The sequence below is a fragment of the Mucilaginibacter gossypii genome (genome assembly GCF_900100945.1).
Taxonomy (GTDB): domain Bacteria; phylum Bacteroidota; class Bacteroidia; order Sphingobacteriales; family Sphingobacteriaceae; genus Mucilaginibacter; species Mucilaginibacter gossypii.
In genome coordinates, this window is the sequence record NZ_FNCG01000015.1 from 51497 (window position 1) to 65561 (window position 14065).

The window sequence follows — 14065 nt, forward strand, 5'->3', positions numbered from 1 at the left end:
TTTAAGTAAAGGGTTTGATATGGACATTAGTAAACAAAATCAATGCGTCATGTATCATGAACTAATGAGTTATAACAATAAAACCAACAACTCTGCCCTTGAGGCCGGATGTAAAAGCGTTGTTCCAAACCGCTTAGCCATTGCCTCTAACTGCGTCAATTAATATTCGTCCCTTCCTTCACCTCATCGCTGGCATTTTTAAGAATGATATCGTTGGCCTTCAGGTTCCCAAATACTTCGGTTGAGTCATGTCTGGATAATCCTTCCTTTATATCAATTAATGCTGCCTTGCCGTCTTTTACAGCTATTACATATTCCCTCTCGGTTGACCGGATGATGGCATTGTTGGGCACTAACAACGATTTGGCGCCCGAAAGCATCGGGATCTTTACTTCGGCATACATTCCCGGTTTTAGTATTCCATTTTGGTTTTGTACGTCTATTTCGATAGCTTCAGAACGCATACTCCCTAAAGCATTGGCCGAGCGACTGATTTTGGCTGTTTGTTCCTGCCCCGGCATAGCATTAAAAGTGAATTTTACCTGCTGCTTTAAGTCAACTTTGTCTACGAAATCTTCGGGGATGTAAACCTCTAAACGCAGCTTGCGGATATCCTGCAAAATAAGCATCGGCAGGTCTGTACCTTTACCCGGGGCTACCAAAGCTCCCGGGGATACATTACGCTGAATGATCATGCCATCAAACGGTGCACGAATGTTCAGGTAATCCTGCATGGTGCGTACAGATGCCACGATCGAGCTTTCTGAACGGGCCATTGCGTCATCAGCTTTCATTTTTGCTAAAGCGTTATCCAATTCAAGCGGAGAAACTGATCCAGGTTCTTTTGCAGCCTCTTTTAAACGCTGATACTTTTCCTTACTGGCAACTGCGTTCTCTTTGGCCTGCATGTAGCGGGAATCGGCAGCCTGCAATTGCGATTCCATTTCCGGCGCTTCTAAGGTTACCAGTAATTGTCCTTTTTTTACCAAGGTACCACGGTCAACAAAAACGGTTTTTACAAACCCGTTTACTTTCGGGAACAAGTTTACCTCGTTATAGGGTTTTAACTGGCCGGGAAGGCGGGCTTCGCTTGATAGTGCTTTTTCCGACACTTTGCCGGTTTCATATCCGCTTGCTTTTTGGTTGGTTTTTTGGGTTTCTGTGAGGTCCACCGGCTTTTGATTGCCTGCACATGCGGCCATCAGGCTGATACTGCTTAACAGTACAATATATTTTAGTTTCATAATATTAGCTATTGGAGGTTTCAAGTTGTTGAGGTTCATTAACATTTACGTCCTTCATTAAGGACGGTGAATCATAAGTGGTTTTTTGCTGTACCCAGGCAAATACCTGCGGTAGTATAAACAGCGCGGCTAATGTTGAGGCAAATAAGCCGCCTATCACCGCGCGGCCCAATGGCGCGGTTTGCTCGCCGGCTTCACCCATCCCTGATGCCATCGGGATCATACCTGCCATCATGGCCAAACTGGTCATGAGGATTGGTCTTAACCTGATGGACGCACTGGTAATGGCTGCCCTTGTAGAGTCTTTATAATCCAGTCTCAGGGTTTCAGCATTGGTTACGATCAGGATGGCGTTTGCCACCGATACTCCTGTAGACATGATCATGCCCATGTAACTTTGCAGGTTAAGTGTTGAACCGGTAAGCAGTAATGCTGTTAGCGATCCCAATATTACTGCCGGTACGGTAGATAGTACTGTAAGGGATAATTTAAACGACTGGTAATTGGCGGCCAGCAATAAAAAGATCACCAAAATGGCAAACATCAAACCGTTCTGTAAGCTGTCGAGCGTTTCTGTCAACAAGCTCGACATACCTTTAACTTCAGCAATCAGGCCTTTAGGCGGTGCCCCGACAGTTTTGATCACCTGCTGCACCGCGGCAGTAGCAGTGCCCAAATCCTTCTTGTAAATATTGGCGCTCACGGTTAAGAAGCGGCGCGGACCGGTACGGTCATATTCACCAGGAACGTAATTAACCTTAAAGCTGGCGATATCACCCAGTACAGGTGTACTTTGGCCTTTCACCAGTGGGATCTCTTTCAACTCATCCATTGTATTCATCACATACTCTGGAATTTGCACCTGTACCTGGTAGGTATAGGCCGATTTATCATCCAACCAAAGGTTTTTCTCGGTAAAACGGCTTGATGATGTACTTGCTGTAACCGAGCGGGCAACATCTTTAATATCCAGGCCTAATTGGGCGGCTTTCAACCTGTCGAGCGTTATTGCCACCACAGGAAACTTTAAAGGCTGACTGATTTGCACATCCCTCAGGTAGCTGATCTTTTTAAGTCCGGCCAAAACTTTGTTCGAGTAGCCTTCTATCTGCGCCATATCCTTACCCGCTACCCTTATTTCGATAGGTGTAGATGCACCCTGGCTCATGATCTTTTCGGTCATGTCGATAGGTTCAAAAGTGATGCGGAGATCGGGCATGCGCGATGCTATGTTTTTACGGAGCGCATCTTTAAGCTCATCCATATTGATGTGGTAATCTTCATCAAGGTTAACCTGTAATACCGCTTCATGTGTACCAGTATTAAATACATAAAGATTGCTGGTACCATAGCTGCTTGGCACAATGCCCACATAAGCCGATGTGATAGCTACATGATGGTTCACCGTACTGTCGATGATTTGCAAAACCTGTTTCAGCCCGTCTTCCGTACGTTCAAGTCTTGTGCCATCCGGCTCTTTGATCCTGATCTGAAACTGGCCGTTGTTGAGCTTCGGCATCATATCTTTTCCAATAGTGACAAAACACACACCGGCCAATCCCAAAACAACCACGAGATAAACAGGCACAATTAGTTTTTTGTTATGCATCCAGCGTTCAATGATGTGTATAAAACGGATCTTTATCCGTTCAAACAGGTCATTCTTTTCGGGATGGTTTTGCTCCTGCTGCAGGTGATGGTTTACCTGCCCTTCTTCGGGCCGGTCTAAAGCTTCGCCGGCATGGGCATGCAATTTCCCATGTTCATAATGCTGATAGGTTTCGGCTTTGATAAGCCAGTTTGATAAAATAGGCACCAGTGTTTGCGCTATGATGTACGATACGATCATCGTTAAGCCAATAGATAGCGACAGGGGTAAAAACATCGCTTTAGGCACGCCGTTCATCATAAACGATGGCGCGAATACCGCAAGGATACACAGCAGGATGAGCAATAGGGGGAACGAGATTTCCTGGCAAGCATCATAAATAGCCTGTGCTTTGCTTTTGCCCATCTCCAGGTGCTGGTGAATATTTTCGATAGTTACTGTCGCCTGGTCAACCAAAATGCCTATGGCGAGGGCAAGCCCGCTCAGTGTCATGATATTGATGGTTTGGCCGAATAAGCCTAAAAGTAATACACCTAACAAAATGGATACCGGGATAGTAATCACCACGATCAAACTGCTTCGCCAGTCGCGCAAAAACAATAATACCATCAGGCCGGTGAGCAATGCGCCCAGACCGCCTTCTGTCATAAGGCTCTTTACCGCGTTTATCACAAATATGGATTGATCAAACTCATATGAGATTTTAACGTCGTCGGGTAAAAGGCCCTGAATTTCCGGAATCTTCTTTTTCAAAGCCTGTACCACACTCCAGGTACTGGCATCGGCGGTTTTTACTACCGGCAAATAAACAGAGCGCTTGCCATTAATCAGCGCATAATCAACCGTAACGTCGGTAGCATCGGCAACACGGGCTACATCTTTTACCAAAATGGGAACGCCGTTTTTGGTAACTACAGGGATATTGCCAAATTCATCTGTTTGGTTAATCAACGTATTAACCGTAGTTACAAACATAGTGTTGCCTAACCTTAAATTACCCGAAGGCGACATCACATTGAACTTAGCCAACGCACTTACTACCTCATCGGGCGTCAAGCCGTAACTTCTTAATTTATTTGGATCAACGTTTAAGGTGATGGACCTGGCGTTTGAACCAAACGGCGGCGGGGCCGATAAGCCGGGAACAGTAGCAAACATCGGCCTTACTTTAGTAGCAGCCATATCATAAATATCCTTCAGGCTGCGATTGGGGGCGGATAGTACCAATTGCCCAACGGGCAACGATGAAGCATCAAACCTTACAACCTGCGGCGGCAGTGCTCCCGGCGGGAAAAAGCTCATTACGCGGCTTACCTGCAAAGCCACCTGGGCCTGTGCTTCGGCCATGTCTGTGCTCTCGTAAAAACTCAGCTTAACCATAGTTAAACCCTGAATGTTTTTACTGGTAATACTTTTGATGCCGTTTACATACAGAAACTGGTCTTGCAAACGGGTTGAAAAAAAACCCTCCATTTGCTGCGGCGACATACCGCCATATGATTCAATAACATAAATGGTGGGCAGGTTTAGTTTTGGGAAAATATCTATCGGTATTTTTATAGCACTAAGCACTGCAAAGATGAGCAGGCTCAAGGTAACCACCACCGTTGTGATGGGCCGTTTAAGTGCGGATGTGACCATTGACATAGCTAAATTATTTTAAAAGGTTTAATACAGTATTTACCTGGTTGCCGGTAACGGCCTGCTGGAACAGGGCATTTGAATAGGCATATTTGGCCTGTACATAGTCAGTTTCGGCGCGGTAAAGGATATTGAGTGCGGCGTTAAGCTCAATGATATCGGTTAGCCCATTTTTGTATAATGACAGCTTTTGCCGGTACCCGTCAGAAGCCGCTTTAAGCTGATTGGGGATCTCAACCAGGCGTTCGCGGGCGGTTTGCAGCTCCACGCCCGACCGGTTGGCATTGACCGCCAGCAATTGCTTTTGCTCATCCAGCTTTTTCCGGGAGTAATCGGTATTGGCACGTTGTGTCCGTAATTTTAACTGGCGGCGACGGATATCAAACAGGTTATAGGAAACACCTATACCTACCAGGTAATTATTCCTGTCGAACCCCCATCCGCTGCTGAGGCTGTTAAAATGGTCGTTAGCATCAACACTTGATCCCCTGCCCCAAACGGCGCCTTCCAGTAATATTTTAGGATTGTAGCTTTTTTTGACGAGTGTTTCCCGCTGCAAACTATTTTGATATACCGATTTATAATAATTGATCAAGGGATGATTGGTGGTGTCGATCACCAAAGGGTCCAGGCCGGTTGCGGTATTGATAAGATTTGTTTCGGCAGCGGTATCGGGTACTATTGTCTGATAGGGTAAGCCGCTGACAGCCGAAAGCTGTAACTGTACCTGCTTCACCTGGTTGTTAAGTTCGATATAGTTCAAACGGGCTTTTGACAGTTCGGCCTCGGCAATGCTGGTATCAACGCCTGCCCTTACCCCACTTTTGGCGAGCGACTGTACCGACCGGCGGATCTCCTGATTGCGTTTTATGTTCCGCGCCTGGATGGTGAGGAAGTTTTCCAGTTCCGTCAGGAGCAGGTAATTGCCAATGGCATAAGCCTGCAACTGATATTTGGAATCAGCAAACTGGTTTTGCTGTACCTGAATATCAGAGTTGGCTACTTTATTTTGAGCACCATAGGCCCCAAAATTATAGATCTCCCAGTCGAGCGCGGCTACCCCAACGTTGGCTGAAACGGTGGTGGTATTGCTTTCGGGCCGTACCCCCCTGGAGTTGGAAGGAATGATACCAAAGCCAAAATACGGGCCGGCAACATTGTTGTTAGTGCCATAATCTGCCTGGTAATTTAGTTTCAGGTTAGGGAGCCAGCTGCTCCTGGTTTCAGCGGCCTGGGCTTGCCTAACCGCTATAGCTGCCGAATCGGTTAGCAATGTGGGTGCGTTTCGGTTCACGCTGTTGAGCAGCGTTTTTAAACTAACCGGTGTGTTACCTTGTTGCTGCGCATAAGTATAGGCTGTTATTAGCAAGCCTATAAACAGGCAGCAGGACTTCTTTGAAATTCGCATATCTTGATGTACGGAATATGCTTACCGGGAAATGCCCGCACACTGATCGCTACAGATCAGTAAGTACTGCAAAAAATGCCGGTAAACGATGGATAATTAATTGAAAAAATGATCGATGATGTATCTAAAGGCAGAGCGCCTTTAATCATTCAAATCAAATGCGAAAAGTGCAAAGGGAAAGATAGGAGTATCGATACTCGGGTATAATCCTGAAGTTTCGGATTAATTGCTTCGGATTTAATTTCCATAGCTGCAATGCAAAAAAAAGCAGAATAAAACTGCCTACAACAGCGCTGATCAAATCGGTAACAGACTTTTTCTCCTCAAGGGTTGATTTGTCTGGTCTTTGAACGTAGCTTGATTCGCTGAAGCTGCTGTGCAGGTTCTCCATCTTTCGTTTAAAAACCGAATTGAATCCTGTTGAACGCGTACGGCCCGACTGCGTTAAGCGGGGAAGAAAAAAAACATGACTGCTCGCGATGACCAAATAAAAGGCCATTACCGATAATATCCGCAACGATCTCAAAAATTCAGTATTTCGCTTATTCAACATATTGCTTATGCTGTACAAAAATGAAAAAAATAACCTAATTGTTTTGCAAAAGTATTGTTGCATTTATATTCTGCATACCGGGATGAGGAAACTTCACTACTATTAAGTTTAGGCAGGCCCCCCGCCAGGTCATTATCCTACCCTTGATGGCGAACCAAGCCTCAAACTTATTGCAGGAATGCGGTTGCATCAACCCTGACGAATTGCGGCTTTATTAACTACAGTGTGCCATTTCGAAAGCTTATTCATCAGTTCATCAAGCTTTACAGGCTTACTCAGGTAATCATTCATACCGGCCTGCAAGCAATCCTGTTCATCGCCGGCCATGGCGTTGGCTGTTAATGCAATGATAACAGGCTGCTTAATGTTTTCTTTACGGATTACACGGGTAGCCTCAAGCCCATCCATAACAGGCATCTGCATGTCCATTAAAATAAGCTCGTAATCGTTTTGGTACAGGGCCTCTATTGCTTCGAGCCCGTTTTGGGCCATACCCGGCTTATAGCCCATTTTGTTTAAAATGTGTTTAATAACGTGCCGGTTAACCTCATTATCTTCGGCAATGAGGATATTGAAGGGATATTTATCACTAAAATCAACCGAAAGCTTGCTCTTAATTTGTTTATCATCGTTTTGGACCGATTTATTCCTGAGTGCCATAAAAATCTGTTTGCCCAGCACCTGTTGTTTTATCGGCTTGCTCATAACAGAGGTAAACAGCATTCGCTGATCTTTTATAAATTCTTCACCAACCGAGCTTAGCAGTATAATAGGAATGTGGCTGTACCCTTCCCTGATGATGCGGGCCAGCATAACCCCATCCATTACGGGCATATTCATGTCGGTAATAACCACGTCAATGTCTTTGTTTCTCTGCAGGATCACTAAAGCCTCGGCGGCAGACTCTGCCGGTACCGATTTAAGGTTCCAGTTTTCAAACTGGCGGTTTAAAATAGACAGGTTGGTATGGTTATCATCAACTATAAGAATCTTTTTGCCGCGCAGTTCCTCAAGATCAAAACTGGCAGGCTGCCGGTGGGAAATCTCGCCGGGATAGGCGTTTATGGTAAAGAAAAACCTGGTACCGGCACCAGGCTCGCTTTCAACGCCTATACTGCCCCCCATTAGCGCTACAAGCTTTTGGCAAATGGCCAAACCTAAACCGGTACCTCCGTATTTGCGTGTAGTAGATGAATCGACCTGCGAAAATGCCTTGAACAGCCGGTGCAGCTTATTATGCGGAATGCCTATACCTGTATCCCAAACATCAAATCTTAATTTCAGCAAGCCATCAGATTGTTTGTCAACACAGCTAACCTTAATACCAACCTCACCTTTCTCCGTAAATTTTATGGCGTTGCTTACCAGGTTTATAAGCACCTGTTTAAGCCGCAGCGGATCGCCGATGATACCCGGCGATATATCTTCGGCAATTTCATAAACCAGGTCGAGCCCCATTTGTCCGCCTTTAATGGCAAACATATCCATCACATCTTCAATACATTGCCGCAGCTTAAAATCATCCTGTTCAAGATCAAGGCTACCTGCTTCTATCTTTGAAAAATCAAGAATGTTATTGATCACATGGATGAGCGTTTCGCCGCAGCTGATGATGGTTTCGTTAAACATACGCTGCTCATCATTAAGCTCAGTTTCATTCAATAAAGCCGACATCCCGATAACCCCGTTCATAGGCGTACGGATTTCGTGGCTCATGGTGGCCAGGAAAATGCTTTTTTCCTGGTTAGCCTGATCGGCCGCGAGGCGTGCCTTTTGAAGTTCCTGGTTTGAATAGTTTAGTTCCTGGTTTGCAGCTGCCAAAACCTCTTCATTATGTTTACGCTCGAGCGATAACTGAGCTTCCCGCTGCAGATCGGCCATTTGCAGGGTTTGTACTATTCTTAGTTCGTTATACTTGCGCAACTGATAGGCCCAAAGTCCGCATATGAACATGATAACCCCGGTAAGCAACACATGTATGGTAAACGTTTGAAGATCAAAGTAATTGAGCTGGGTAAAAAATATGCCGCCATAGCCAATATCCTGCATATAGCTGAAAACAGCATGGTGTACAATAACAACTAAAAGCAATGGCAATTGTAGCCTCCAGTTTTGGTAGGTGATCAGCAGCGCACTCGAAATAAAAGCAAAAAAGTGCATCTCAAACAAGCCGTGCATCTGGTAAATATACTGGGCCATAAAAATACCTAATACAGCTGCCAGCACATATTGGTATAAGGAAGAATTAGGCAGGGCTATTTTAGCAGTATAGTACGCCAACAGGCACAGGCCGCCAACGCCAAAGGCAATAAGCCATGTATCATAAAAATAGGCCAATGCTAAACCAACTACAAAATGCACAGGCAGGAAATAATCCATCAACCTGTCTGAGCGGTCTTTGATCTCGGTTTGAAAATTAATGTTTTGAACTATGTCTGCGGTCACAATGATTGATATTTAGGGGTAATATTAATTATGACAGTCGGGCAGTCGACAGCCGTATGAGGTTAATGCAAGTTTATTAAATGTTAGGCGTGTATTGTCGTTCAGTAAACCGTTGATCGCTACTTTGGCGAAGCTTGTTTTTTCATCGGTACAGTAACGGCTTATGTTATAATTGCCGCGGTAATACAGCTTGCTGCCTGTATCAATAAGGGCAGCCTGGGGTGTTGAGTAAACCCCGCAGGCCTCAGCAACCGAGGGATCAAATATAACGGGGAGTTTCATCCCAAACTTGTCCTGGATTTCGCTTTCGGTGAAGTGTTTACTGCTCATGATCACGATGGCAAAATTCACCTGTCTGTGATATTGCTGGGCAATAGCCTTAAACTGTTTGATATTAAATCTTGAACAGGGACAATCCGGATTAAAAAAATGCAGGAACAGCGGTTTACTGCGATCCTGGTAGTGCCTGGGGTTGATGGACACTATCGTACCCTGCTTTACTGCTTTATAGTTTTCGGGTACAGGAGTAGGCAACTGGTATTGCAGCTCATTATACCAAAACAAAGCGCCAACAGCGATTAAAAGTATCACGAGCCAACCAATAACTAACGTTTTTTTCATTGTACCAAAGGTTGGCATACTTCAACAGAACAACTGAAAATCAGCACAAAACCATTTGTAAAAATAATTATTTTTAGTGTATAAAAAACACTTTTCCGGCATTTTAAACATACAGGTTTTAATTTAACCGTTGGCTAACCCCCTCCTTAATCTTTAATTAAGCAAACGAATAGCCATTCAGTTATTTGACAGCCTGTTTTTTTCTTCTTTCGGTTAGGTAACGACGCAGGGGGATATCGTAACCTATCATAACCAGGTAAGCAAATGTAACTAATACAACTAATCCGGGTATAATGATATATGCCAGGTGAACAGCATCGGGTTTATTTGCCGCATAATAATTACCAAACATCCACATTACTGCATAATGGGTCATGTATAAAGGATAAGAGATACTCCCCGAAAAAACACATATTTTACGTAAGCTGTTGTTAAGAACAGCGCCTGCTCCCAGCGAAACCATTAACGGGAAATAAATTATAACTATAAAAGGCTCGGTAAGCCAGTTCCATGTTGAGAACGGAGACAGGAAAGCCAGCATCAATAAAATAGAAAGACCGATAAAACCAAGCTTATTTTTGACGATAAGGTTATAACGGTAAACCAGCAAACCAGCAGTAAAAGAATAAGCTATACGTACACCTCCATCCCAGAAAGTTCCGCCGCTCCAGCCGCCCATTAAATTACCTGAGTGAGCTGCCACATAGCAAATGCCAACAGCAGAAATTGCAGTAAGGACAATCAGGTAGCGCCGCTGAAGGCGACAAAGTACAAGTGCATAAACAATGTTAGCTACATATTCCCAAAACAATGACCAAGCAGGTGCATTAAACCCAAACAAGTTAAAATACCGTTCATTCATTGTCGGGTTAGGAATCATTAATATGGAGCTGAGAAATAATAGTAGTATACTGCCCGCACTACGGGCTATGGGTTGGGCATTAAATGGATCAAATATAAACCCTAACAAGCCCAATACCGAGCCAAAAACAACAAGCGGGTGCAGCCTGATCAACCTCGATTTGAAAAATTCCTTTATGCCCATTTTGCCGACCCTGTCGTCATAAGCATAACCAATTACGAAGCCCGACAGGCAAAAGAAAAAATCAACCGCTAAAAAGCCATGACCTATAAAATCCTTGCTGTAGTCGGAATAAGCAATCTCCATAAAATGGAAAGTAACAACTGCTATAGCAGCTATGCCCCGAAGGCCGTCAAGAATTTCAAAATGCTGTTTGGTTTTAAGGATGGCTGGGCTTAGTTTTTCCATGCACTATATCGATTTACCTGTATGCCGGTAAAGAAAGGAAAATTTAGCCGGAAGTTCAAACTATGCGCTTAACAGCCAAACTGAGTGAGGTGATGGTCAATATGTTTATAAAACATATTGCTCCATTCGGTAATAGTTAAGGGACCAAACGAATGCGACTCGCGGCCATCAAAAGCTTTTTCGCCCAGCTGCTGTGTTTTTTGGATGTAGGCTATCAACCTGTTTTTTTCGGTATTGAAATCCCTTTCGCCGGTAATGAGAAATGCAGGCGCTGTAGGGTTGTTGTGTTTATATGGTGTTTCACTCACTACCTTGTTTTTAACCAGCATTTTCAGGATCAGTTTCATGAACAAGCCGGGTTTGGGGTGCTTATCTTCATACACCATTTCGTACGTTACACAGCAGTGTGCCAACATTTGTGCTACGTTCATTTTACCCCACCCCGGTGAGGTTTGAGGCGTGAGCTTGTTGATCCGGCTGATTACATCATCAGCTACCCGTGCAGTGAAAATATTGGGTAAGGCCATGAGGGAAAGATAGGTATTTTTGTACAGAGACGTATTACATGTATATTTAGTTAAACCGGAAAATCTGCGAAGCGGGCGATGCATTAGATGCCGCCCAACAAAAATTCCCGATATGAATTCCGATCTTATAAAAAATAAAAAATATTTTTCATTTTGTCCAATCTGCTAAGCACGGTTGTCATTGGGTTTTAACAACATAAATTTAAAACAAAATGGAACAGAGAATCAGCATGTGGGAAAAAGGCCAAAATGCCTTAAAACCATTATTTGGTATTAATACCTATCTTAAAAAGTCACCCCTCGAGTTATCCCTTCGTGAGTTGGTAAATTTCAGGGTATCACAGATCAATAAATGCGCTTATTGTCTTGACATGCACTATAAAGATGCACGTGCCAAAGGCGAAACTGAACAACGTTTATACGGCCTGAGCGCCTGGGAAGAATCGCCTTATTATACCGATCGTGAAAGGGCCGCCTTCGCCTGGGCCGAAGCCGTTACCGCCTGCCATGTAACCGACGAAGTGTACAACATAGCCAAGGCGCAGTTCAGTGATGAAGAGCTGATAGACCTTACGCTGTCCGTTACCACCATTAACACCTGGAACCGCATCAACCTATCGTTCCCAAATACGCCCGGCACATACCAGGTTGGCCAGTTTGCATAAACAGCTTATATTAACGCCATTAAAACATAGCCTTATGAATGAGTTTTTGTTAGTGATCCACAGGGATCTGAAAAGTAAAGATGCCAGTCCCTCGCCCGAACAAATGCAGGCAGCTATAAAACCTTTCCAGGATTGGATAGGCGGCATCGCGGCCCAAAACAAACTGGTTGGTGCTCCCAAACGCTGGGATGGTGATGGCCGTACAATTAAGCAAAATACCGTGATCAATGGTCCTTATGCCGAAATTAAGGAATCGATAGGCGGATTGTTTATAATCAGGGCCGAAGATTACGATGAGGCCGTTGAAATTGCCAAAGGCTGCCCGATATTGCAATGGGGGGCCACCGTTGAAGTACGAATGGCCGTGCCTGCCGTATAAAATAAAATGCCTTTGTACTTTTGCAAAGGCATTTTATTTTAACCTATGCAACCCCAAGAACTTTTACCTCACCTGTTCCGCACCGAGTACCGGAAAATTGCAGCAGTGCTTTGCCGCCTTTTTGGTATTGAACATATTGAAATTGCCGAAGATATTGTGAGCGACACCTTCCTTTCAGCCACTGAAAATTGGAGCCTGAAAGGTTTACCTGATAATCCGACGGCATGGCTTTATACCGTTGCAAAAAATAAAACCAAAAATTACCTGAAACGGGATACGATTTTTAAGCAAAAGCTTTTGCCCGAAATAAAATATACTACCGACAGCACAGGCGAAATAGAGATCGACCTGTCTGCCAAAAACATAGCTGATAGCCAGTTGGCCATGATCTTTACGGTTTGCAACCCGGTTATTTCGGCCGAGTCGCAGGTAGCGCTTGCCCTTAACCTGCTTTGCGGTTTTGGCGTACAGGAAATTACCGATGCTTTTTTAGCAAACAAGGAGGTGATATACAAACGGATAAACCGCGCAAAGGAAAAACTGAAAGAAGCCGGAATCCAGATCCAACAGCCAAACCTTAGCGAGATCGGCAACCGGCTGGAAACTGTTTTAACAACCATTTACCTGCTGTTTTCTGAGGGATATTACTCAATCTCCCAAAATGTCACCCTCCGTCGTGATCTTTGTGCAGAAGCTATGCGGCTTAATTACCTGCTTATTGAAAATCCGGCCACCAATACCCCTGCCGTAAATGCACTTTTTGCGCTGATGTGTTTCCACGCGTCGCGGTTTGAGGCCCGCACCAATGATCATAGTGAAATGATCCTTTATGATGATCAGGATGAATCACTTTGGGACAGGGACCTGATCAACAAAGGTATCCATTACCTGAACCAGGCTTCAACCGGAACTTCAATAACTAAATATCACCTCGAAGCCGGCATTGCTTATTGGCATACCTTTAAGGAAGATGCTGCCGAAAAATGGGAAAATATATTACAGCTATACAATAGCCTCCTCATGCTGGAGTATTCGCCCATCGCCGCGCTGAACCGGACATTTGCCCTTGCCAAAGCCAATGGAAAACCGGCTGCAATAGCCGAAGCCGAAAAACTGAACCTAAGCAATAACCACTTTTATTTTTCGCTGCTGGGCAACCTGTATACCGGCATAGATAATCAAAAAGCCTTACAGCATTACGAAACAGCTATGAACCTGGCTACTTCTGCAAATGATAAGGCAACTATGGCGGAAAATGTTGAGCGGTTAAAAAACTTGCAGGAATAGCCTTTTCACAATAGTTGAAAGGGTATTGGTTCATGCATACCGCAAAGCTATTGGCATATTTACAACGATAGTGAATTTAAAGCCGACCGGACACCGAATGAATAATTGTCGTCATTTATGAGCTTTTAAAAACACACAATCCTTTTACAAAACAAACTTTGGTAAAATTCAATTAATCACCTATTTTTGCTGCAATCATATACATAACATCATGGGACACCATAAAGAAGAAAAAGAAAACTTTGATTACATATACTATTTGGTAGGATTAATCTCTGGCTTATTTGTAGGCGGTATTATTGAAAAAGGCTTTACCTGGATTTTTGTAGGTGGTGTTTTAGGGTTGTTAACTGCTGCTGCATATATCGCCGTGTTAGTTCGTGGCCGTAATGAAGAGGCCTGATCCTGACCTCCCT

General features: G+C 44.2%; 11 protein-coding genes. 4 read left to right on the forward strand and 7 right to left on the reverse strand.

Annotated features, from left to right (window positions below; all coding sequences use genetic code 11):
- Positions 1-155: 155 nt before the first annotated feature.
- From BLS28_RS22770 to BLS28_RS22805, 7 genes are all read right to left on the reverse strand, one after another.
- Positions 156-1244 (reverse strand): efflux RND transporter periplasmic adaptor subunit, encoded by a 1089-nt coding sequence (locus BLS28_RS22770; RefSeq protein WP_091173127.1) that lies wholly within the window; start codon positions 1242-1244, stop codon positions 156-158.
- Positions 1245-1248: 4 nt separating this feature from the next.
- On the reverse strand, positions 1249-4500 hold the full coding sequence (locus tag BLS28_RS22775; protein ID WP_091172786.1) for an efflux RND transporter permease subunit: 3252 nt from the start codon (positions 4498-4500) through the stop codon (positions 1249-1251).
- A gap of 7 nt (positions 4501-4507) precedes the next feature.
- Positions 4508-5902, reverse strand: a complete 1395-nt coding sequence (locus BLS28_RS22780; protein ID WP_091172790.1) for a TolC family protein — start codon at positions 5900-5902, stop codon at positions 4508-4510.
- 742 nt (positions 5903-6644) lie between these two features.
- Positions 6645-8900, reverse strand: coding sequence for a response regulator (locus BLS28_RS22790; protein WP_091172798.1), 2256 nt, complete (start codon positions 8898-8900; stop codon positions 6645-6647).
- A 24-nt stretch (positions 8901-8924) separates the two neighbouring features.
- Positions 8925-9521 (reverse strand): DUF6436 domain-containing protein, encoded by a 597-nt coding sequence (locus tag BLS28_RS22795; RefSeq protein WP_090531366.1) that lies wholly within the window; start codon positions 9519-9521, stop codon positions 8925-8927.
- Between the two features lie 181 nt (positions 9522-9702).
- Positions 9703-10791 (reverse strand): acyltransferase family protein, encoded by a 1089-nt coding sequence (locus tag BLS28_RS22800; protein WP_091172802.1) that lies wholly within the window; start codon positions 10789-10791, stop codon positions 9703-9705.
- A gap of 68 nt (positions 10792-10859) precedes the next feature.
- Positions 10860-11318 (reverse strand): DUF1569 domain-containing protein, encoded by a 459-nt coding sequence (locus BLS28_RS22805; protein WP_091172806.1) that lies wholly within the window; start codon positions 11316-11318, stop codon positions 10860-10862.
- A 212-nt stretch (positions 11319-11530) separates the two neighbouring features.
- On the opposite strand from BLS28_RS22805, the gene BLS28_RS22810 reads away from it, so the two are divergent.
- From BLS28_RS22810 to BLS28_RS22825, 4 genes are all read left to right on the forward strand, one after another.
- Positions 11531-11983, forward strand: coding sequence for a carboxymuconolactone decarboxylase family protein (locus tag BLS28_RS22810; RefSeq protein WP_090531050.1), 453 nt, complete (start codon positions 11531-11533; stop codon positions 11981-11983).
- Between the two features lie 34 nt (positions 11984-12017).
- Positions 12018-12362: a YciI family protein gene (locus BLS28_RS22815; protein ID WP_090531052.1), complete on the forward strand. Its 345-nt coding sequence runs from the start codon at positions 12018-12020 to the stop codon at positions 12360-12362.
- A 45-nt stretch (positions 12363-12407) separates the two neighbouring features.
- On the forward strand, positions 12408-13649 hold the full coding sequence (locus tag BLS28_RS22820; protein ID WP_091172811.1) for an RNA polymerase sigma factor: 1242 nt from the start codon (positions 12408-12410) through the stop codon (positions 13647-13649).
- 211 nt (positions 13650-13860) lie between these two features.
- Positions 13861-14052, forward strand: a complete 192-nt coding sequence (locus tag BLS28_RS22825; protein WP_090531057.1) for a hypothetical protein — start codon at positions 13861-13863, stop codon at positions 14050-14052.
- The last annotated feature ends 13 nt before the right edge of the window (positions 14053-14065 follow it).

Coding starts and splice junctions, on each gene's coding strand:
- BLS28_RS22770 (WP_091173127.1), bottom strand. CDS start 1,244: ATGAAACTAAAATATATTGTACTGTTAAGCAGTATCAGCCTGATGGCC.
- BLS28_RS22775 (WP_091172786.1), bottom strand. CDS start 4,500: ATGTCAATGGTCACATCCGCACTTAAACGGCCCATCACAACGGTGGTG.
- BLS28_RS22780 (WP_091172790.1), bottom strand. CDS start 5,902: ATGCGAATTTCAAAGAAGTCCTGCTGCCTGTTTATAGGCTTGCTAATA.
- BLS28_RS22795 (WP_090531366.1), bottom strand. CDS start 9,521: ATGAAAAAAACGTTAGTTATTGGTTGGCTCGTGATACTTTTAATCGCT.
- BLS28_RS22800 (WP_091172802.1), bottom strand. CDS start 10,791: ATGGAAAAACTAAGCCCAGCCATCCTTAAAACCAAACAGCATTTTGAA.
- BLS28_RS22805 (WP_091172806.1), bottom strand. CDS start 11,318: ATGGCCTTACCCAATATTTTCACTGCACGGGTAGCTGATGATGTAATC.
- BLS28_RS22810 (WP_090531050.1), top strand. CDS start 11,531: ATGGAACAGAGAATCAGCATGTGGGAAAAAGGCCAAAATGCCTTAAAA.
- BLS28_RS22815 (WP_090531052.1), top strand. CDS start 12,018: ATGAATGAGTTTTTGTTAGTGATCCACAGGGATCTGAAAAGTAAAGAT.
- BLS28_RS22820 (WP_091172811.1), top strand. CDS start 12,408: ATGCAACCCCAAGAACTTTTACCTCACCTGTTCCGCACCGAGTACCGG.
- BLS28_RS22825 (WP_090531057.1), top strand. CDS start 13,861: ATGGGACACCATAAAGAAGAAAAAGAAAACTTTGATTACATATACTAT.